The organism is [Clostridium] celerecrescens 18A, from assembly GCF_002797975.1.
Lineage (GTDB): Bacteria > Bacillota > Clostridia > Lachnospirales > Lachnospiraceae > Lacrimispora > Lacrimispora celerecrescens.
In genome coordinates this window covers 3,734,350-3,753,608 of record NZ_PGET01000001.1, presented here as the reverse complement: position 1 = coordinate 3,753,608, position 19,259 = coordinate 3,734,350, and the positions used below count along the sequence as shown (strand labels likewise).

At 39.2% G+C, this 19,259-nt stretch carries 19 protein-coding genes; all 19 read left to right on the top strand.

From position 1 onward, the window contains the following. The first annotated feature begins 12 nt into the window (after positions 1 to 12). The 19 genes from H171_RS17065 to H171_RS16975 all read left to right on the top strand — a co-directional run bounded on the left by H171_RS17065 (position 13) and on the right by H171_RS16975 (position 19,218). A complete protein-coding gene (locus H171_RS17065) occupies positions 13 to 1,077 on the top strand; it encodes a polysaccharide pyruvyl transferase family protein (RefSeq protein WP_157803177.1) in 1,065 nt (354 codons plus the stop codon). Between the two features lie 2 nt (positions 1,078 to 1,079). Further along, on the top strand, positions 1,080 to 2,489 hold the full coding sequence (locus H171_RS17060) for an oligosaccharide flippase family protein (protein ID WP_100306204.1): 1,410 nt from the start codon (positions 1,080 to 1,082) through the stop codon (positions 2,487 to 2,489). Beyond that, on the top strand, positions 2,486 to 3,478 hold the full coding sequence (locus tag H171_RS17055) for a glycosyltransferase family 2 protein (RefSeq protein ID WP_100306203.1): 993 nt from the start codon (positions 2,486 to 2,488) through the stop codon (positions 3,476 to 3,478). The genes H171_RS17060 and H171_RS17055 overlap by 4 nt, the downstream gene beginning before the upstream one ends. Then, positions 3,454 to 4,293: an SDR family NAD(P)-dependent oxidoreductase gene (locus H171_RS17050; RefSeq protein ID WP_100306202.1), complete on the top strand. Its 840-nt coding sequence runs from the start codon at positions 3,454 to 3,456 to the stop codon at positions 4,291 to 4,293. The genes H171_RS17055 and H171_RS17050 overlap by 25 nt, the downstream gene beginning before the upstream one ends. Before the next feature lie 640 nt (positions 4,294 to 4,933). Then, a complete protein-coding gene (locus H171_RS25055; protein WP_408645667.1) occupies positions 4,934 to 5,116 on the top strand; it encodes a hypothetical protein in 183 nt (60 codons plus the stop codon). Positions 5,117 to 5,153: 37 nt separating this feature from the next. After that, positions 5,154 to 6,056: an IS3 family transposase gene (locus H171_RS17040; protein ID WP_157803225.1), complete on the top strand. Its 903-nt coding sequence runs from the start codon at positions 5,154 to 5,156 to the stop codon at positions 6,054 to 6,056. Between the two features lie 56 nt (positions 6,057 to 6,112). Next, entirely contained in the window at positions 6,113 to 6,244 is a 132-nt protein-coding gene (locus H171_RS24905) for a 4Fe-4S dicluster domain-containing protein (protein WP_278283649.1), read from the top strand. A gap of 518 nt (positions 6,245 to 6,762) precedes the next feature. Further along, a complete protein-coding gene (locus tag H171_RS17030) occupies positions 6,763 to 7,335 on the top strand; it encodes a VanZ family protein (protein WP_100306199.1) in 573 nt (190 codons plus the stop codon). A gap of 334 nt (positions 7,336 to 7,669) precedes the next feature. Beyond that, entirely contained in the window at positions 7,670 to 8,533 is an 864-nt protein-coding gene (locus H171_RS17025; protein WP_100306198.1) for an N-acetylmuramoyl-L-alanine amidase family protein, read from the top strand. 69 nt (positions 8,534 to 8,602) lie between these two features. After that, the gene (locus tag H171_RS17020; protein ID WP_100306197.1) at positions 8,603 to 10,162 is read left to right on the top strand and encodes a hypothetical protein; all 1,560 of its coding nucleotides are present in this window, start codon (positions 8,603 to 8,605) and stop codon (positions 10,160 to 10,162) included. Between the two features lies 1 nt (position 10,163). Next, positions 10,164 to 10,901 carry a CpsB/CapC family capsule biosynthesis tyrosine phosphatase gene (locus tag H171_RS17015; RefSeq protein WP_242976980.1) on the top strand — a complete coding sequence of 246 codons (738 nt, stop codon included), beginning with the start codon at positions 10,164 to 10,166 and terminating at the stop codon, positions 10,899 to 10,901. Positions 10,902 to 10,915: 14 nt separating this feature from the next. After that, a complete protein-coding gene (locus H171_RS17010; RefSeq protein ID WP_100306196.1) occupies positions 10,916 to 11,659 on the top strand; it encodes a YveK family protein in 744 nt (247 codons plus the stop codon). Next, complete coding sequence (locus H171_RS17005; RefSeq protein ID WP_025231159.1) at positions 11,656 to 12,354, top strand: polysaccharide biosynthesis tyrosine autokinase; 699 nt, start codon at positions 11,656 to 11,658, stop codon at positions 12,352 to 12,354. The genes H171_RS17010 and H171_RS17005 overlap by 4 nt, the downstream gene beginning before the upstream one ends. A gap of 207 nt (positions 12,355 to 12,561) precedes the next feature. After that, on the top strand, positions 12,562 to 13,743 hold the full coding sequence (locus H171_RS17000; RefSeq protein ID WP_100306195.1) for a MerR family transcriptional regulator: 1,182 nt from the start codon (positions 12,562 to 12,564) through the stop codon (positions 13,741 to 13,743). Positions 13,744 to 13,827: 84 nt separating this feature from the next. Beyond that, on the top strand, positions 13,828 to 14,718 hold the full coding sequence (gene rfbA, locus H171_RS16995) for a glucose-1-phosphate thymidylyltransferase RfbA (RefSeq protein WP_100306194.1): 891 nt from the start codon (positions 13,828 to 13,830) through the stop codon (positions 14,716 to 14,718). Between the two features lie 66 nt (positions 14,719 to 14,784). After that, entirely contained in the window at positions 14,785 to 15,807 is a 1,023-nt protein-coding gene (gene rfbB, locus H171_RS16990) for a dTDP-glucose 4,6-dehydratase (RefSeq protein ID WP_100306193.1), read from the top strand. A gap of 110 nt (positions 15,808 to 15,917) precedes the next feature. Next, a complete protein-coding gene (rfbD, locus tag H171_RS16985; protein WP_100306192.1) occupies positions 15,918 to 16,766 on the top strand; it encodes a dTDP-4-dehydrorhamnose reductase in 849 nt (282 codons plus the stop codon). Between the two features lie 18 nt (positions 16,767 to 16,784). Then, on the top strand, positions 16,785 to 17,690 hold the full coding sequence (locus tag H171_RS16980; protein ID WP_100306191.1) for a helix-turn-helix transcriptional regulator: 906 nt from the start codon (positions 16,785 to 16,787) through the stop codon (positions 17,688 to 17,690). Positions 17,691 to 17,859: 169 nt separating this feature from the next. Further along, on the top strand, positions 17,860 to 19,218 hold the full coding sequence (locus H171_RS16975) for an ABC transporter substrate-binding protein (protein ID WP_100306190.1): 1,359 nt from the start codon (positions 17,860 to 17,862) through the stop codon (positions 19,216 to 19,218). The last annotated feature ends 41 nt before the right edge of the window (positions 19,219 to 19,259 follow it).

Sequence of the window (19,259 nt, the reverse complement as noted above, 5' to 3'; positions counted from 1 at the left end):
GAGTATTATAAAGTGAAGATATGTATATTATCAATGCAAAGTATAGTAAATTATGGTTCGGTTCTACAGGCATATGCTCTCAGACGTTTACTGCAAAATCTGGGACATGAAGTTGATTTTATTGATATACAAGGAGATGGTGATAGCATACCAGAAATAGATTATAGTAACGATAATATGAGATGCAATTTTATGTATTTGTATCATAGACTTACTAACCATTTACAACGAAAAAAGATAAAAGAATTTCAGATTGATGTGCTTGAACTTAATGAGACTAATAATTTGAAGGAGTATGATGTTTGTGTCATTGGTAGCGATGAAGTATTTAACTGTAATCAAAAATCTAGTTGGGGTTTTTCAATGCAATTGTTTGGTAAGGTTACAAATGCAAAAAAAGTCATTACATATGCTGCTTCTTGTGGGCAGACATCTTTTGAACAATTGACAGATGATAAGAAAGAAAAGATTAAATGTGCACTAAGAAATCTTAATGCAATTTCTGTACGAGATAAAAATACAATGGATTTAGTTAATGCTTTTGGATATCGACAGTGTAACTATAGTCTCGATCCAACACTAATATATGATTTTTCTAAGGATTTATCTATTAGTTCTACTTCTAAAGGTAAATATAATAATATATGCTTGATTTATGCATATCAGGATAGAATTTCAGATCCGAGGGAGATTTATTATATCAAAGAATTCTGCAAGAAAAAAGGATTGAGAATTGTAGCAGCAGGTGCATATCAATCATGGTTAAAGGAACAGTTGTATTTGAAGCCGTTTGAACTTTTAGAAGCATTTAGTCAAGCCGATTTTGTTATTACTGATACTTTTCATGGAGCAATTTTTTCTATAAAGTATACTGAAAGATTTGCAATACTTGTCCGAGATGGTAATAGAAATAAACTTCAAGATTTAGTTGAAAGATTAGGTGTAAAGAATCATCTGGCACAAGATATAAGGGATTTGGATAAGATTTATGGCTTAAAAAAAGAAACTGATACTATAGAAAGTGTTATTGCCATGGAAAAGGAAAAATCATACAAATACCTGAAAGAGCAAATTTAGTTATGAAAGAGAGTAGATCAAAATACTTATTGAAGAATACTGCAATTTTTGCCATAGGTAATTTTGCGACAAAAATTATTTCTTTTTTTCTTATCCCATTATATACAAGTTCATTATGTACAGCTGAATATGGAATTGTCGATTTAGTTGCTACAATTTCAACTGTCACAATTTCTATTATTACACTTAATATTATGGAATCCGTGATGAGATTCAATATGGATAAAGATGCTGATAAAGATAAAATTACTAAAATAGGCATGGTAATTCTATTAGTTAGTATGGTTGTAGGATTAATTCTAATTCCCATCTGTAGATTATGGGATAAAGTTGATGGGCTTGAGGCGATTATTTACCTTTATGTGATAAGTTTAGCTGCAAGTCAATTGTTTTTATGTGATTTAAGAGGGAAAGAGGAATTAATTAAGTATTGTATAGGGAATATTGCAAATACAGCCCTTATTGTACTGTTTAATATTTGTTTTCTTGTCATTTTTAAATTGGGGATTACTGGTTATCTTCTTGCATACACATTGGCAAATACATTAATAGCGGTATATGCTTTTATAATCGGAAAAGGATACAAAGCTATTTTTGCAAAAATAGATAAAGTAAAGATGATAGAGATGATCAAGTATTCAGTTGTCCTTATACCGAATTCGTTTATGTGGTGGATAATGAATTCTTCAGATCACATTATGGTTACAAGCATGATAGGCGTGGCGGCAAATGGAGTGTACGCAATTTCGTATAAGGTGCCGACACTTATTAACACATTTACCGGTATTTTTAATCAAGCATGGGGCTATTCCGCAATCAAAGAAGAAGGATCTAAAGATGAAACGGAGTATAGCAATAAAGTGTTTGCTAACCTTATATCAGCCATTATGATTATTGGAATATGCATGATGTCGATAATTAAACCTTTTTTAAATGTATATGTTGCAGATGAGTATTTTGAAGCTTGGAAATATACTCCGTTTTTAATTGTTGGTATAGTATATATAACACTTGGCACATTTTTATCAACAAGTTATATGATACATAAAGATAGTATGGGGTTTTTGTTATCAGGCTCTTTTGGCGCAATGCTTAATATAATATTGAATTTCCTGCTAATACCATTAATCGGAGTATATGGTGCAGCGATAGCAACATGTGTAAGTTATATTGGTGTATTCTCATTTAGGGTTTTCCACACAAGGAAATATTTGAAGTATAAAGTTCTTACAAGGGATTTTTGTATTGGAACAGTTGCGCTTTGGCTTTCTGGTGCTCTTATGTTTGTAGACAATTTAGTTGGGCAGATTTGTCAGATATTGATTGCATTTGTAATAATTGTACTGTTCCAAAAGACATGGAAGCCATTGCTATTTAGAATTATAGATAAAGTAAAGAAGGTAAAAAAATGAAGAAAGTATCAATTGTAATTCCATTATATAAATCAGAAAAATTTTTAACAAAACTATTGGATTCTATTATGAATCAGACATACAAAAATATTGAAATAATTCTAGTGGATGATGGTTCACCTGATACTAGCGGTGAAATAGCGGATAATTATGCAAAAAAAGATAGTAGATTTTTGGTCATTCATAAAGAAAATGGTGGCTGTTGCGATGCTAGAAATAAGGGGTTAGAAAAAGCTTCTGGTGAATATTTAATGTTTGCAGATGGGGATGACTGGATGGAATTAGACTGTATTGAATATTTGGTTAGGATTGCAGAAGACAATGGATGTGAAATGTCAACAACAGATGCAATATTCACTACGAGAAATAGAGAACAGAATAATTTTGATAGTATTAGAGTGATGAATAAGTCAGATGCAGTAGCCAGTATAATTAATACTTTTTATATTCCAGTTGGTCCATGGAATAAATTATATAGTATGAAAATAGTAAAGGAAAATAATCTTTCATTTTCTGTTCCTTGGTTTGGCGAAGGACTTTATTTTTCCGCTATGGCGGCACAATATTCCAATAAGATGGCGGTTGGGCATCGAAAAGTATATAATTATAGGCTAAATAATCCTAATAGTGGATGTACACTTAAAGAAGTACAAAATGGTATTAATTCAATGAATAATATTCTCTATATCAAAAAGAGCTTGAAAGTAAACTCGAAATCAATTGAAGATGCATTAAATTGGCATATATGGACCAATTATTTTCATTTAGCTGATTATATTTATTCTGCATCTGCAGTGAAAGAATATAAAAATGAATACATAGAAGCTAAAAATGAAATGAGAGTTTATATGCCAAAAGTAATGATAAATAGTACTATTTCAGTTTCTGATAAAATCAAAATTTTATTAAAGACGATATTCCCTGTATTTTTCATTAAGTATGGAGATTATAAAGCAAAAAGAGCATTTCAAAACGATACAATGGATTAAAATATTATGGGAATAAAATCGAGATTAAAAAAATATTTTTACGAAGAGAATATCTGCCAATTTCACATCTGGTTCAAGAGAATAAAGAATTCGATGGTAAAGTAGCTTTAATCTCTGGCGGTTCTGGTGGAATTGGACTTGCAATTGCAAAGTCATTACAGGAAGCGGGGGGGACTGTTGTAATTGCAGGAACAAACGAAAAGAAACTTGAGTCTCTTAAAATAGAAACAGGATTAGATGCCATTGTTATGAATTACTATAAAACGGAATCCTTTGATGCTGTTATTAAGGAAGTAGTTGCTCGACATGGGAAATTAGATGTATTTATCAGTTCGGCAGGAGTCCATACTGAAAAGGTGGATTTCTGGACAATGAATTCCGATGAATTCAATAGGGTAATGGATATTAATCTTAAAGGAGTATTTTTTGCATGCCAGTCAGTTGGTAAGTATATGAAGTCTAATAAGATAAGAGGAAGTATTTTACTAGTTTCTTCTTCAAGAGGTTCTGAACCAGCATGGTCTCCTTATGGCATTTCGAAATGGGGATTAAAAGGTTTGACAGAGGGGCTTGCAAAAATGTTTGTACCTTATGGTATTAATGTAAATTCTATTGCACCGGGATCTACAGCTACTAGTTTGATTGGTGTAAAAGAAGGAGATAGTATATCTTCAAGTGAAAATGAATTAGGTAGATTAGTCATGCCTGATGAGGTAGCTACTCTTGCTAGTTTACTGGTAAGTGATGCAGGTAAGATGATAGATGGTGAGGTTGTTCATATCGCAGGTGGAAGGGGAACTTTTGACATTAGGTGATAAAATATAGTTAGTGTGATGAAGGAGAAGATACAAAGATGATAAAATTAAATCATTTTATGAAAAGATGAGAAAAATTCGATTAAGCAAAAAATGTATATCGCTTAGGAATACAAATCTATCTTTGGTTTCAAATAATTGCACGGGGGGGTAATTCTTCATGATTTTGGAATGAAATTTAATACCCCGTTACACAAAAGTTTGACGAGCACAATCTTTTGATTGGTGGAATCAATAAAGTTCTTAATAAAAACATTTCATGGAAGAAATAAGAAACAAGAAACCAGCTAGCGATTGTGAACTGACAAAGTAACGTTGGTTAACAGGTAGAAAGCACAGAAGCAGCAAAAAATAAGGGGCGCTTCCAATGTAGTCAACATAGAAGATAAAAAAATGTGCCTGTCAGTGCATCCAGAATAAGGACATATCATTTAGTGAGTGTGAATCCCACCCGATAAGATACAAACCGAAGTGCTGTTAGAATATAAATAGTACAAGTTAAAATGAGAAATTCCTAAATAAATAATTCGTGGTACAATAGGGGCACCAGATAAAGGAGGATCTCATTATGGCATAACAGTACGACAAACAATTCAAACTCGATGCAGTCCAGTACTATCAGGATCATAAAGACCTTGGGCTGGTTGGCTGTGCCAGCAACTTAGGAATCAGCCAGCAGAGCTTGTCCCGTTGGAAAATAGAGCTGAAAGATTCTGGTGATATCGAATTCCGTGGTTCGGGCAATTACTCTTCTGATGAAGAAAAGGAAATCGCCAGATTAAAACGGGAACTCTGCGATACCTGGATGCGCTTGATATCTTAAAAAAAGCCATCGGCATTCTGGGAAATTAACGGAGGCTATCTACATCGAAGTTATTCAAAAGGCAGAGAAATCAGAAGAAGATATGCGCCCTGTCTCTGTCTCCGGAATGCTCAAAATCTTAGGCATATCAAGGTCGGGATATCATGCATGGCTAAAACGTTTGCCATCGTACCAGAAAAAACGTAAGGAAGCAATTCAGGATAAAATACAAATAATCCATGATGAATCGAAGCAGAATTATGGAGCTCCTAAAATAACCATGGAACTTCGCAAAAGCGGTGAAATCATCTCCGAAAGAACCATGAGCAAGTATATGAAGGAAATGGGTATAAAAGCCAAATGGGTAAAGCCCTATACGATCACTACCAAAGATTCTGACTTTAGTCATTCCTTGAAAAATATCCTTGATGAAAACTTTAATCCTGACAGGCCCAATGCCGTATGGTGCAGCGATATCACTTATATATGGACGATAGATGGATTTGTCAATCTGACCAGCATGATAGATTTATTTTCCAGGAAAATCATTGTCTGGACGTTATCAAAAACACTGGAAGTATCCTATGTAATTGAAACTATAAATAAAGCAAAAGCAAGAAGAAGCATGGATTTACCATTGATCATGCATAGCGACCGTGGAAGTCAGTATGTTTCTAAACAGTACAGGAAAGCAACTGAAAAAATGCAGTGTAGTTATTCTAAAAAGGCTTTTCTATGGGACAATGCCTGCATTGAGTCTTTCCATTCAATGATAAAAAGAGAATGGCTGAACCGGTTTGAAATACAAAGTTTCAGGCATGCCTATCAACTCGTATACGAATATTTGGAAGCTTTCTACAATACTAAAAGGATTCACAGTCACTGTGACGACATGTCGCCAAATGACTTTGAAAGGCTGTATCAAAAGAGCCTGGCTGATGGAATTTTACTTGTAGGTTGAGATGAGAGATTAATTTCTCATTTTAACTTGTACTTAATCTTGACAGAGGACCAGACATCTGCCCAAAATCTGCTATATCTATGGTAGAAGATGAGGAGGGATTTGAGTATCCTCAGGTGGATGAAGCAAAATGCATAAGGTGTTATATGTGCTTGAAAGTATGTCCAATTAAGGTGGTAAAAAGATAAGTGCAATTTTACGAAGGTGTGATGGTCCATGAAAAGTGAGAATTGGCTGACCCGTTGAGAAAAGAATGCCCCAGCGGGGTTGAAAGCTCTGGTTCCTGGACCTCTGCCAGTAAATGAGAATTCCGAGCTGAATGAGGCGGCTGCGTAAAACTTTGCTACTCAGCTTACCATCTTATCTCCATTAATGAAAACACCCCGAAAGAATTACTGGCAATGGTCTGTAAGGTAATAACCATGCTTAGGGAATCTACAGGATTTAAACATTTCTGTGCCTGGTGTGACTATACCGATCTCCGTAAGGAGATTGACAACTTGGCAGCTATTATAAAGAACGATTTTAAAGAAAACTGTAGTTTAGATAAATAGTACACATCCAGATTCTGAATGGACTGTCTTGATTATTAAGTTTTCCGGATTGTCAGAAGGCTGCTCTTCTTGACATACCTAGAATCTGCATTATAATACAAACAAAGGGGAAAGACCATAAAAGAACATACTTGACGGTTAAGAATAAAACAATGATAAATAAAATATTATATAAAATTATAGCACAAGATATAATAGAACCGCTTTTATACTTACCAAAAGGGCTGTTATATGGTGCAATACTGATTGTGGTTCTTATACTAATAAACGAATTATGGTACCAGTTCAGAAAAAGTCTGCTCATATTTCCAATAAAGGTAATTTGCTTGGGGTTATTTATAGCATACATATATACATTGCTTCAACAGTCCTATTTTTCCCGCCTTCCAGGCTCAAGAAATACGGTTAGCTTGATTTTGGGAGAAACGTGGCAAGGTAGTGTTCGTAGTAAGGCTTATGTTATTGAAAATATTTTGATGATGATCCCATTCGGAGTTCTTCTTCCAAGCGTTCTTAAACCTGCGCAAAATATTTTCTGCTGTATTCCGTTGGGATTTTTCTTTTCGGTTAGTCTTGAGTATGCTCAATTTCTCTCCCAACGTGGTCATATGCAGGTAGACGATGTTGTAGTGAATGTTATGGGAACAGTGATAGGATATTTATTCTATGTATCCGTGAAACTTTTATGCAGATTCAGTAAATATCTTAAAGAGAAAAAGTTATGATTATTATAAATAATAGTTACAAAGAAACAAACTATATATGGAAATGTAAAGAAATGTAAAGAAAATAGTTGATTTTCTACTGACTGCTTCTTTGTTTTTATTTTGAATTTAAACTTTTATTTAAGTTAGATGTATTTTATATACAAATATACACTAAAAGACTGTGAAAAAAATGAAGCAAAATCAGCGTTATCGATAAAAAATGCTTAAAACATACAATAAACAGAGGTTATAAACGTATAAACCTTGCATTTTTACATAAATAGAGTTAAAATATACACATCAATTTAATTTGTAACAAAATTGAAGGTAGGATATTGAAAGGAGAAACATTATGAAGATGAAAAAGCTAATGGTAGCAGCATTAGCCGCAGCAATCACTGTTGGCAGTGCATTGCCAGCATCTGCAGCATGGGTACAGTCTGGTTCCGAATGGAGATATCAGAACCAGGATGGAAGCTGGCAGGCAAACAAGTGGTTTCAGGAGGATGGCAAGTGGTATCATTTTGATGCCAATGGCAATGCACAGAAGGGCTGGTTAAAGGATACCGATGGTAAGTGGTATTTCTTTGCATACAATGGAATTATGCAGACAGGTCTGATCAAAGTCGATGACAAAGTGTATTACATGAATGCAGACGGCTCACTTTTTTCTGGTGATATGAAAATCGGGACAGTAGAATATAACTTCACCGAATATGGAACAACAAACGGAAAACCGTCTGTAGGTTCTTCTCAGACTTTTGGAGGTAACGGGAACCAGGCTAAATTTGGCGGCGGAGGCGGTCATTCCAGTTCTAGAACCAGTAATACAACGACTCCACCAAAGGATGCTCAGACTGCTGCTAAAGACGCAGTTGCCAATGCGTTTGAAAATGCAGCTAAAAGTGGTGTTGATGTAAAGGGAACTACAATTACATTTACCCTAGCTGATTTAGATCCTGAGTTAAATGCTGACAGCCTTATTAGTGATGTGCAGGGTGCTTTAAATGATATTCTGAACGGTGAAGACGTAACGAAAGTCAAAGTAGGAACTAGAGAGTTTACTAAAGATAATGCGGGCGAGTTCGAATCCTACGCCCAAAATTATGCTGGTGAAACAGTTGAGGATGCTCTTGCAATCCTGAAGAATATGGGCATAAGAGTATATGCAGCAAACGATAACGACGGTATGAAATATACTCTTGATATCAAATAAATCTACATAAAGGTATCTAGATAGGGTGGCTCTCATAGGAACCGCCCTATTTTAAATATGGAGAGCGGCATGAGATTATATAAAAGATGGATAATTGGTGGAATAGCATTTATCATAAGTGCCGGCATAGCCCAGACTGCGTATGCAGGATCCGTTAATGCAAACGAGCAGTCTGTCATATCCGCAGTAAGTGGACAATTTGAGAAAGACGGAATTATTTATGCGGTCAAACCGGAATATATTAATTCGGTAACAAACTATCTGGCTCAGGATGATGTAGAATTAACTGCGGAACAAGCCCAGGCAGCAATTTCAGAAATATATGCCAATGTACAGACCGGAGTGGAAAGCGGTTATTTAGTAGAAATAGGAAGAACTACCGCTCCGGAAGCAGAACCTTCGCAGCCTCCTACCGAAGGTAAAGCAGGACAGCAGGAAAGCAGTACGCCTACAAAGAAACCTGAAAAACAAATATCAGAAGAAAGTCAAAAGGAACCAGAAACTGCAGGAATACAAGAAAGCGAAGGCTCAAAGGCCGAATCGGAAGGCGAATCTGGCACATTACAACAAGAAAATAAAAAAGAGCCGGAAACAGAGAAGAATTCCTCTGTAATATCCATTCTTGAACTTGTAGACAAGGCACCTCCCCAGACTTATGAATATTTAAATAAAGATACAGATGCAAGGATGCAGCAACTTAAGGTCCGATACGGAATCATGTGGGGCTGCGTAGCAGCAGCTGCATTTGCAATCGCGCTGGTACTTGTTGTATCATTACATAAGAAATTATTAATCAGCCACAGTCACCGTAAGCTGCGCAGGATTTTAAAATATATTCTGACAGCTGCCATCGCGGCTCTGTCTTTAATATTATGCCTAATAGGCGGAGCCTGGTTTGGAGCATTTCAGAAAAATGCTATTCTCAGTAAATTAGCGGATACAGGGTATTATACGTTTGTCTATAATGAACTTAAGAAGGATACTTCCATATCATTTTCTCTTTTAAATATCCCGAATAGCGTTATGGACCAATCTCTGACCTACGAAAAGGTGGTTATAGCAGCCAGGCAGCAGGTGGAAAATGATTTGAATAAGGGAATCTATAAAGCTGATACGTCTATTTTGATTGAACCTTTGAAAGCTGATATCGAGGAATATTTAAAAGGGCAGTCTGTGACTATGACAAAAGAAGCGGATGCTGGGCTTGTTCTTCTTATGGATCGCCTTGACGAGAAATACACGGCTTTATTGAAATGGCCGTTTGTCTCGTGGTGGTCACAGCTGAAGGCAGATTATACAAAGACAGCCGTTCTTATTTTGCCTATCTCATTACTTTTAATGGCAGCAGCACAGGGAATCCTTGTTTTTCTTCATCATTACAAATACCGGGGCTTTTCTCTGGGAGCAAAGGGGTTGATGCTCGGAAGTATCCTTGGGTTTTTGGTGTTTACTGGAAGCAATATGGTTATTTCAGCTCGTTGGGGAGAAGTCAATCCTCCTTATATGAATTCATTTTTTGAAATTTACAAAAGTGGAATATGGAGGGCCGGTGCAGTTACTTGTGGGATTGGAGTACTGTTGGCTTGGATGGTTCTTGCTGCTGTAAAGGCATGGAAGGAAGGCAGATAGCTTGGAGCAGATTAATTATTTTGATATACATTGTCATTTGATACCTGGGGTTGACGACGGTGCAAAGGATATAGGAGAAAGCCTGGCTGCTTTGAAGGAAGAGTACAATCAAAATGTCAGACGGATAATCTGTACCCCTCATGTGACGGCGAATTTAACTTCACAGAAAGCAGAAGACATAAAGGCATCATTTGATGAATTGAAGAACCGATTAAAAAAGACAGACTTTGGCCAAGATATGGAGCTTTATTTAGGGTGTGAGCTGATGTATTCAGAGAGTCTTGCAGAGCGGCTGGAAGCCGGAGATATTTGGACTATGTCTGGATCAAGTTATATTCTGGTTGAATTTTTGCCTACTGTTCCATATGAGGAACTATACCGTGCAGTGAGAAAATTATCTGCAAAGGGATATATTCCGATTCTGGCTCACATTGAGCGCTATCTTTGCCTGTATAAAAGGATGGAGCGGATTCGTGATCTGCAGGAATCAGGAGCATACTTCCAGGTAAATGCTTCCAGTTTAAAGGGAAGTATGTTAAATAAAAAGGCAGCTTACATAAAGAAGCTATGCAAGTCAGGTCTGGTTCATTTCCTTGCTACAGACAGTCATGGCATGATGTACCGGCAGCCGGATATAAAGAAGGGTGCCGAATGGGTGATACACAATTGCGATTCCCGGTTAGGGCAAAAGATCTTGTACCAGAATGGAATTGCCGTGTTGAATGATATCATTATTTAACTGAGGAGAAAGTTATGGGAACCAATCAGGACGATGAGATTGAGATAGATTTAATTGAGTTATTTTATGTTTTAAAACGGAAAATATGGATTGTTTTATTGACGGGTATTTTAGGGGCAGTCTCCTTCGGCTTATTTGCAGCAATGGTTTTGGAGCCGGTTTTCACCTCTTCTACCATGCTCTATATAGTCAATAAAACTACAACACTGACTTCTCTGACGGATCTGCAGCTGGGAACTCAGCTTACTAAGGATTATAAGGTGCTGGTGACCAGCAGGCCTGTGACCAACCAGGTCATTTCAGATCTGGATTTAAATATGTCTCATGAACAGCTTGTGAAAAAAATCAAGGTGGAAAACCCTACAGATACCAGGATTCTTACTATATCAGTAGAGGATTCAGATCCTTATATGGCCAAAAGCATAGCGGATGATGTAGCAAAGGTAGCATCTGCCAGAATGGCACAAATCATGGATTCCGTTCCGCCGAATATCGTGGAGGAAGGATATCTGCCAACTGAAAAAACCAGGCCAAGTGTTACAAAAAGTTCTTTATTAGGCGGCTTTGTAGGTGTCTTTCTCTCTGCGTTAATTATACTGGTGTTATTTATTATGAATGATACGGTTAAAACTCCCGAGGATGTAGAAAAGTACCTGGGGCTGAACACATTGGCTGCTATTCCATTGTTTGAAGAGAATGGTTCCATGCAGAAGAAAAGACGAAAGAGGAACTCTGGGAGAGGAGGAATGGTGCAATGAGAAAGGTTTCATTCCGCAGAAAGGATAAGCTTGATTTTAAAGCAAATGAAGCGTTTAAAACATTAAGAACTAACATTCTGTTTTCAGGTAAGGATATAAAAGTATTGACCCTTACCAGTTCCACTCCCAATGAAGGAAAAACCTCTATTTCATTTCAGCTTGCCAGCTCTTTTGCGGCGGCGGATAACCGGGTATTATTTGTAGATGCTGATATCAGAAAATCTGTTATTGCAGGCCGCTATAAGGTAGATGGTAATACATATGGACTGACCCATTATATGACAGGTCAGAGATCGATGGAAGAGGTGATCTGCCAGACAGATATCAAGAATATGGATATAATCCTTGCAGGACCTGTTTCTCCTAACCCAACGGAACTTCTTGGAGGGCCCTTGTTTGCGAAACTTCTGGAAGAACAAAGGGATAATTATGACTACATCATTGTCGATGCTCCTCCTCTTGGAAGTGTAATCGATGCGGCCCTAATTGCAAGATATGTGGATGGTGCGATCATTGTCGTGGAAAGCGCTGTGATAAGTTATAAAATGCTGCAAAGAGTAAAAGAGCAGCTGGAAAAAAGTGAATGCCGTATTTTAGGAGTGGTATTAAATAAGATAGATATGGAGCATGATGCTTATTACGGAAATTATTACGGGAAATATTATGGGAAGTATTACGGAAACTATGGAGAATAATAATAGACGGGATTAAGAAAGAACGTGTGAAGGTCAGATCATAAGACTTGCACACGTTCTTTCTTTATATGTAATCAACTATAGCAACAAGAATGGAACAGGTTTCGAGTATTTTTACACGATCTTTAAAAATCCCCTTGACCATGACCATACGTCACCCTATATAATACATATATGATAATTCAGGAAAAAGGAGGTGCCATACCGGTGAACCCATATTATACCTCAGGCCAGTTCGCCAAAAAGGCTAATGTTTCCATTCGCACCGTTCGGTATTACGATAAGCAGGGACTATTAAAACCTTCCGGAATGAGTGAGGGAGGATACCGGCTCTATACGGATTCTGATTTCGCTAAGCTTCAGAAAATTCTTTCTTTAAAATACCTGGGCTTTTCCTTAGATGAAATCCGCTCCATTACCATCAATGACAATGACAATGATTATGTGGAAGGCTCTCTTCGGCTTCAATTGAATCTCATCAGAAAGAGGATCGAACACTTAAAGCTTGTGGAGCAGACCCTTACGGAAACGTCAAAGCTTGTGACGGATAATCAGTCTGTGGACTGGAATAAAATTCTTCACTTAATCCATATTACCAATATGGAACGGTCCCTTGTGGAGCAGTATAAGGATGCGGCCAACATAAACATTCGGATCGGGCTTCACAAAAAATATACAAAGAATCCTATGGGATGGTTTCAGTGGCTGTATGATCTTATGGAGCCTTTGGATGGAAAAAACGTTCTGGAGCTGGGATGCGGCAATGGGGAACTGTGGCGTGCAAACAAAAACAAACTGCCGGCGGATACGAAAATCTGCCTGTCTGACCTTTCAGAAGGGATGATCCGGGATGTAGAAGAAGGTTTAAAAGAAGTTCCCGGCTCCTTTTCCTTTGAAGTGTTTGACTGCCGTCAGATCCCAAAGCCTGATAGCAGCTTTCATATTGTGACCGCCAATCATGTTCTGTTTTACTTATCGAATTTAGATGGGGCATTAGATCAGGTGCATAGAGTCCTAAAACCAGAGGGCGTTTTTTACTGCAGCACTTACGGTTCGGATCATATGAAGGAGATCAGTCAGTTGGTTAAAGAATTCGATTCCAGAATTACTCTATCCGAAGTAAATCTGTATGATGTCTTTGGGCTTGAGAATGGCGAGGAGATCTTGAAAGAGCATTTTCATTCTGTGGAAAAGAGGGAGTATAAGGATTACCTGGAAGTCAGTGATCCTGGTGCACTTATGGAGTACATACTATCCTGTCATGGAAACCAACAGGAGTATTTAAGTGACCGTTATGAGGAATTCCGGGAATTTTTGAAGAAAAAGATGGAAAAGAAGGGTTTTATCCATATTACAAAACGGGCCGGGGTTTTTATCTGCAGAAAGTAAAGAAAAATTAATGGAAAAGGACTTGACAGTAACCTTACGTCACCCTGTATGATGGTATCACAAATAGATACGGAGGAGAAAGAAATGAAGGGAATTATACTTGCCGGAGGTTCCGGCACCAGACTTTACCCGCTGACTATGGTAACTTCCAAACAGTTACTGCCTATTTACGACAAGCCGATGATATATTATCCCCTGTCCGTTCTAATGAACGCAGGAATCCGGGATATCCTGATCATCTCTACGCCTGATGATACGCCACGTTTTGAAGCGCTTTTAGGAGACGGAGGACAGTTTGGCATCCGCTTGTCTTACGCAGTACAGCCTTCCCCAGATGGTCTTGCACAGGCATTTATCATTGGAGAGGAATTCATTGGAGACGACAGCGTGGCCATGATCCTTGGAGATAATATTTTTGCAGGACACGGACTTAACAAACGCCTGTTAAATGCGGCTAACAAAAAGGATGGAGCTACTGTATTCGGCTACTACGTAGATGATCCTGAGCGCTTTGGAATCGTGGAATTCGATTCTGACGGAAAGGCAATATCCATTGAAGAAAAGCCGGAAAAGCCAAAGAGCAATTATTGTGTGACCGGACTTTATTTCTATGATAATAAGGTTGTAGAGTATGCAAAGAACTTGAAGCCATCGACCAGGGGCGAACTGGAAATCACGGATTTAAACCGCATTTACTTAGAAAAAGGAAAACTTGATGTAGAGCTTTTAGGCCAGGGCTTTACCTGGCTTGATACGGGAACTCATGAATCTCTGGCAGATGCCACGGATTTTGTCAGAACCATGGAGACACACCAGCATAGGAAAATCGCATGTCTGGAGGAAATCGCTTATTTAAACCATTGGATCACAAAGGATCAGCTGATGGATAACATTGAGCCTTTGAAAAAGAACCAGTACGGACAATATCTGATGGATGTCCTTGCCGGTAAATACATTGACAAATTACATGGTTAAGAATACCAGATTCGACAGGCGAAGGCTTTAGGCTTTGCTGTGACAATAAAAAGGAGGAGTATATTAATGAAAATTATCGTTACCGGAGGAGCCGGTTTTATCGGTGGAAATTTTGTACATCATATGGTGAATAAGTACCCGGATTATCAGATCATCAATCTGGACCTTTTGACCTATGCAGGAAATTTAGAGACATTAAAGCCTGTTGAGGATAAACCTAATTATAAATTTATTAAAGGCGATATTGCAGACAGAAGTTTTGTTTTTGATCTCTTTGAGAGGGAAAAACCCGATGTTGTGGTAAACTTTGCGGCAGAGAGCCATGTGGATCGTTCAATTACAGACCCGGAGGCATTTGTAAGAACGAATGTAATGGGAACCACGACCCTTCTTGATGCCTGCCGCACCTATGGAATCAAGCGTTATCATCAGGTTTCTACTGATGAAGTATACGGCGATCTGCCTCTTGACCGCCCGGACTTATTCTTCACAGAGGAAACCCCGCTTCATACCTCAAGCCCTTACTCCTCATCAAAGGCCAGCGCAGACCTTTTTGTTCAGGCATACCAGAGGACGTTCGGACTTCCAGTGACAATTTCCAGATGTTCCAATAACTATGGTCCGTACCATTTTCCGGAGAAGCTGATTCCTCTTATTATCAGCCGTGCTCTGGCAGATGAAGAGCTTCCGGTATATGGAACAGGGGAAAATGTAAGAGACTGGCTCCATGTTTCTGATCACTGTGAAGCCATTGATCTGATTATTCACGAGGGAAAAGCAGGCGAGGTCTACAATGTAGGCGGACATAACGAGCGCACCAATTTAGAAGTGGTTAAGACCATTCTTAAGGCTCTTGATAAACCGGAGAGCTTAATTAAGTTCGTAACAGACCGTCCTGGCCATGACAGACGTTATGCCATTGACCCGAAGAAGCTGGAAACCGAACTTGGCTGGAAGCCTAAATATAACTTTGATACCGGAATCCGTCAGACCATCCAGTGGTACCTGGATAATGAGGACTGGTGGAAGCATATCATCAATGGGGAATATCAGAATTATTTTGATAACATGTACGGTAAGCGTTTATAATTCCCTGAATGATTTCCTGATGGAAGGCGGATAGTACCGCTCTCTGTCAGGAAATTTATCCATTGGGAGCCATCAGGCGAACCAAATTTCCGTTTAGAAAAGAGGCATCTATGAAAGTATTTGTTACTGGCGTAAAGGGCCAGCTTGGATTTGATGTAGTAAATGAACTGAATAAACGGGGGCATGAGGCGGTCGGTGTGGACATCGATGAGATGGACATCACGGATAAGGAAAGCGTGAACCGGGTCATTAAGGCAGCCGCTCCTGATGCGGTCATCCACTGTGCTGCCTATACGGCTGTGGATGCGGCGGAAGATCATGGGGAGTTGTGCCGGAACGTTAACGCAAAGGGAACGGAGTACATTGCCGGGGTGTGCCGTGAACTGGATATCAAGATGATGTACATCAGCACGGATTATGTGTTTAACGGACAGGGAACCCGTCCTTGGGAGCCTGATGACGAGAGGGCACCGCTAAATGTTTACGGCCAGACGAAATATGAGGGTGAACTGGCAGTAGAAGAAAAACTTGCAAAATATTTTATCGTAAGGATCGCCTGGGTGTTTGGAGTGAATGGAAAGAACTTTATTAAGACCATGCTGAACCTGGGAAAGACTCATGATAAATTAACGGTGGTAGCCGACCAGACAGGTTCTCCTACCTATACCTATGATCTGGCCCGACTTTTGGTCGACATGATAGAGACGGAGAAATACGGGCGTTATCATGCTACTAACGAAGGAGAGTGCACCTGGTATGAATTTGCCTGTGAAATCTTCAGACAGGCAGGTATGGAGGTAAAAGTGGAGCCTGTCGGCTCGGATCAGTATCCGGCAAAGGCAAAACGGCCAGCCAACAGCCGTATGAATAAGGATAAGCTGGAAGAAAACGGTTTTCTTCCCCTGCCTTCCTGGCAGGATGCCTTAAAACGGTATCTGGAGGTTGTTTTTCCCGGTTAAGCATCTGCAGGAGGGGATATGGAAATCAAGATCAATGACTACTGGGAACCGGATCATTTCCGGGCCTTAAGTGAAGACAATTACAATGTCTCAAGATCCTGTGAATACGAAAAGAATGGGATGCACCATATTCATACAGCCAGTGAGTTTCTGTTTGTGGAAGAGGGATCTGCGGAATACTATGTAGTCGGTAAGAAATATCTTCTGGAGAAGGGTGACATCATGGTCATCGGAGGGCAGGAGCATCATCAGAGAAGGCTTTTGGGCCTTCCCTTCCTGCGGTATGGACTTTCGGTCCGTCCCTCCTATTATGAAAGCTTAAACCTTGGGGAAGACTTAAAAAAGGTTTTTTTAACACCCAGCCAGCAGGCGTTCCAGGAGCATTATAAGCATGTGGATGAACAGATATTCAACCGTGTGACCGGCCTTATAAAGGAATTGTATGAGGAACAGGAGATTCATCAGCCGTTCCGGTCCATGATGGAGCGGTCGATTATCACGGAGATTACTGTATTGCTGTTTCGGGCATTTGGATTGGAGCGGACGGAAAGCGAACTATCCGAAATGAATCTGAGAATGATTGCAATTAAGGAATATATTGACCGGCATTATCAGGAGAATCTGGACTTAAAGATTTTAAGTGAACTTTTTTATCTCCATCCGGCTACCATCAGCAGGGAGTTTAATAAGTATTTTGGAAAGACACTGATAAAGTATATCAACATTGTCAGAGTATGCGAGGCTGCAAAGCTGCTTGAAAACACCAATGAGAGCGTTACTGCCGTCGCTGCAAAATGTGGATATGACAGTGTGAATACGTTTTTGAGGCAGTTTAAAGCAGTTATGGAAACAAGTCCCCTGCAGTACCGGAAAGCGATTCATGAGTTGTTTAAAAGGAATAAGGAAGAGACTCAAAGGCTGTAAGCAATTACAGCCTTTTTTTATTGCGTAAAAAGAAGAGCAGGAAAATCTTTGAAAGTGTAATTAAAAAATGGTGATTATTGACTAAAATCTATACAGATTAAACAAGGGGAATAAGATATGATGAAAGCAGCTAAAAAACAGGTAAAACTTATTTATGGAGGGATCAGTTATGAAGAAAAGAGTTCTTGCATTATTTTTTTCAGCTGTAATGGCAATGTCCCTGGTGACAGGCTGCAGCGGAAAGGGTCAGAATGAAACAACGGCGGCAAAGGAGACGGAACAGACACAGACAAGTGCTGCAGAAAAAGGAACGGAAGGGGAATCAGTTTTACTTACCATTTTTGATGGCTATGCGGGAGAAGATCCTCACGGAAAATACATCTATCAATATGCAGATGAGTATATGGCCCTGCATCCCAATGTGATCATTGATGTACAGGCTGTCAGCACCAATGACATCTACACAAAGCTGTCAGCTATGGCAGCTACACCAAAGGATGTGCCTACCATATTCTTTACATCAGCTGATGCAGTTGCCACTCTTCATGACCTTGGGCTGACAGCTGATATCAACGGGCTTGTGCCGGAGGATTTAAAAGCAAAATTTGCCAACGGCGTTGTAGACTCCTGTATGCTGGGAGATGAGATGTCATATTTTCCTGTGGCTGTTCAGCCGCTGGCCGTGATCTATCGTGCAGACAGGTTTAAGGAAGCCGGATTAGAGACCCCAAAAACATGGGAAGAGTTTACAACTGCTGCTAAAGCCCTTACAAAAGATACCAACAATGACGGGCAGATGGACGAATGGGGATTTGATATGGTTGGCTCCAATAACTCCTCCGGTCAGAGCCGTTTCATGGCATACTTATGGTCAAACGGGATTGAATGTGTGAAAGAAGAGAACGGAAAGTGGATCACTGATATTACAGAAGACCAGAAATTCATGGATGCATTTTCAAGATGGACCAACATGAATGCAGATGGCATTGTACCGACAGGAATTACTGAGGTGGATTATCCGACTGCCGCCAATTATTTTGCGATGGGATATACAAGCATGTTCCTTACCGGGCCAAATGCTCTTGGTGTGGCTTATGCCAACAATCCTGATTTAAAGGGAAACTTAGGATCCTTTAAAATGCCTGGTGATTATCCGGGAACCATGCTTGGGACCGAAGGCTATTCCGTCAGCGCTTATGCAACTGATGCAGAAAAGGCAGCAGCCATTGATTATCTGAGGTTTTTTGTAGAGCACGATAAGGACATGCAGTTCTGGCAGAGCAGCGGAAAGATTCCGGCAACAGCTGAGGGACAGAAAGCAGACTATATATCAGGAGAGGATTACGCAGGCTTTTTACAGCAAATCGCAGATGGCTGCCGTCCAACCGTTAAGTTTGCAGGTGTCAGCGGCTTAAAGAGCGCCCTTGGAAATGCATACGCATCTGTATTCTCCAATGAAAAGAAAAACGAAGAAGCAGTAAAAACTCTGATAAGTGATGTTGATGAATTGTTAGGGGATTATAACTAATCGTTTATGAATGAGGGGGGAACCATCCTCCCTCAAAAAAT

Bases quoted from the DNA above. Each gene is read 5' to 3' on its own strand.
- H171_RS17025 (WP_100306198.1), top strand. From the start codon at position 7,670: ATGAAGATGAAAAAGCTAATGGTAGCAGCATTAGCCGCAGCAATCACT.
- H171_RS17005 (WP_025231159.1), top strand. From the start codon at position 11,656: ATGAGAAAGGTTTCATTCCGCAGAAAGGATAAGCTTGATTTTAAAGCA.
- H171_RS17030 (WP_100306199.1), top strand. From the start codon at position 6,763: ATGATAAATAAAATATTATATAAAATTATAGCACAAGATATAATAGAA.
- H171_RS17060 (WP_100306204.1), top strand. From the start codon at position 1,080: ATGAAAGAGAGTAGATCAAAATACTTATTGAAGAATACTGCAATTTTT.
- H171_RS17055 (WP_100306203.1), top strand. From the start codon at position 2,486: ATGAAGAAAGTATCAATTGTAATTCCATTATATAAATCAGAAAAATTT.
- rfbD (WP_100306192.1), top strand. From the start codon at position 15,918: ATGAAAGTATTTGTTACTGGCGTAAAGGGCCAGCTTGGATTTGATGTA.
- H171_RS17020 (WP_100306197.1), top strand. From the start codon at position 8,603: ATGAGATTATATAAAAGATGGATAATTGGTGGAATAGCATTTATCATA.
- H171_RS16980 (WP_100306191.1), top strand. From the start codon at position 16,785: ATGGAAATCAAGATCAATGACTACTGGGAACCGGATCATTTCCGGGCC.
- H171_RS17010 (WP_100306196.1), top strand. From the start codon at position 10,916: ATGGGAACCAATCAGGACGATGAGATTGAGATAGATTTAATTGAGTTA.
- rfbA (WP_100306194.1), top strand. From the start codon at position 13,828: ATGAAGGGAATTATACTTGCCGGAGGTTCCGGCACCAGACTTTACCCG.
- rfbB (WP_100306193.1), top strand. From the start codon at position 14,785: ATGAAAATTATCGTTACCGGAGGAGCCGGTTTTATCGGTGGAAATTTT.
- H171_RS16975 (WP_100306190.1), top strand. From the start codon at position 17,860: ATGAAGAAAAGAGTTCTTGCATTATTTTTTTCAGCTGTAATGGCAATG.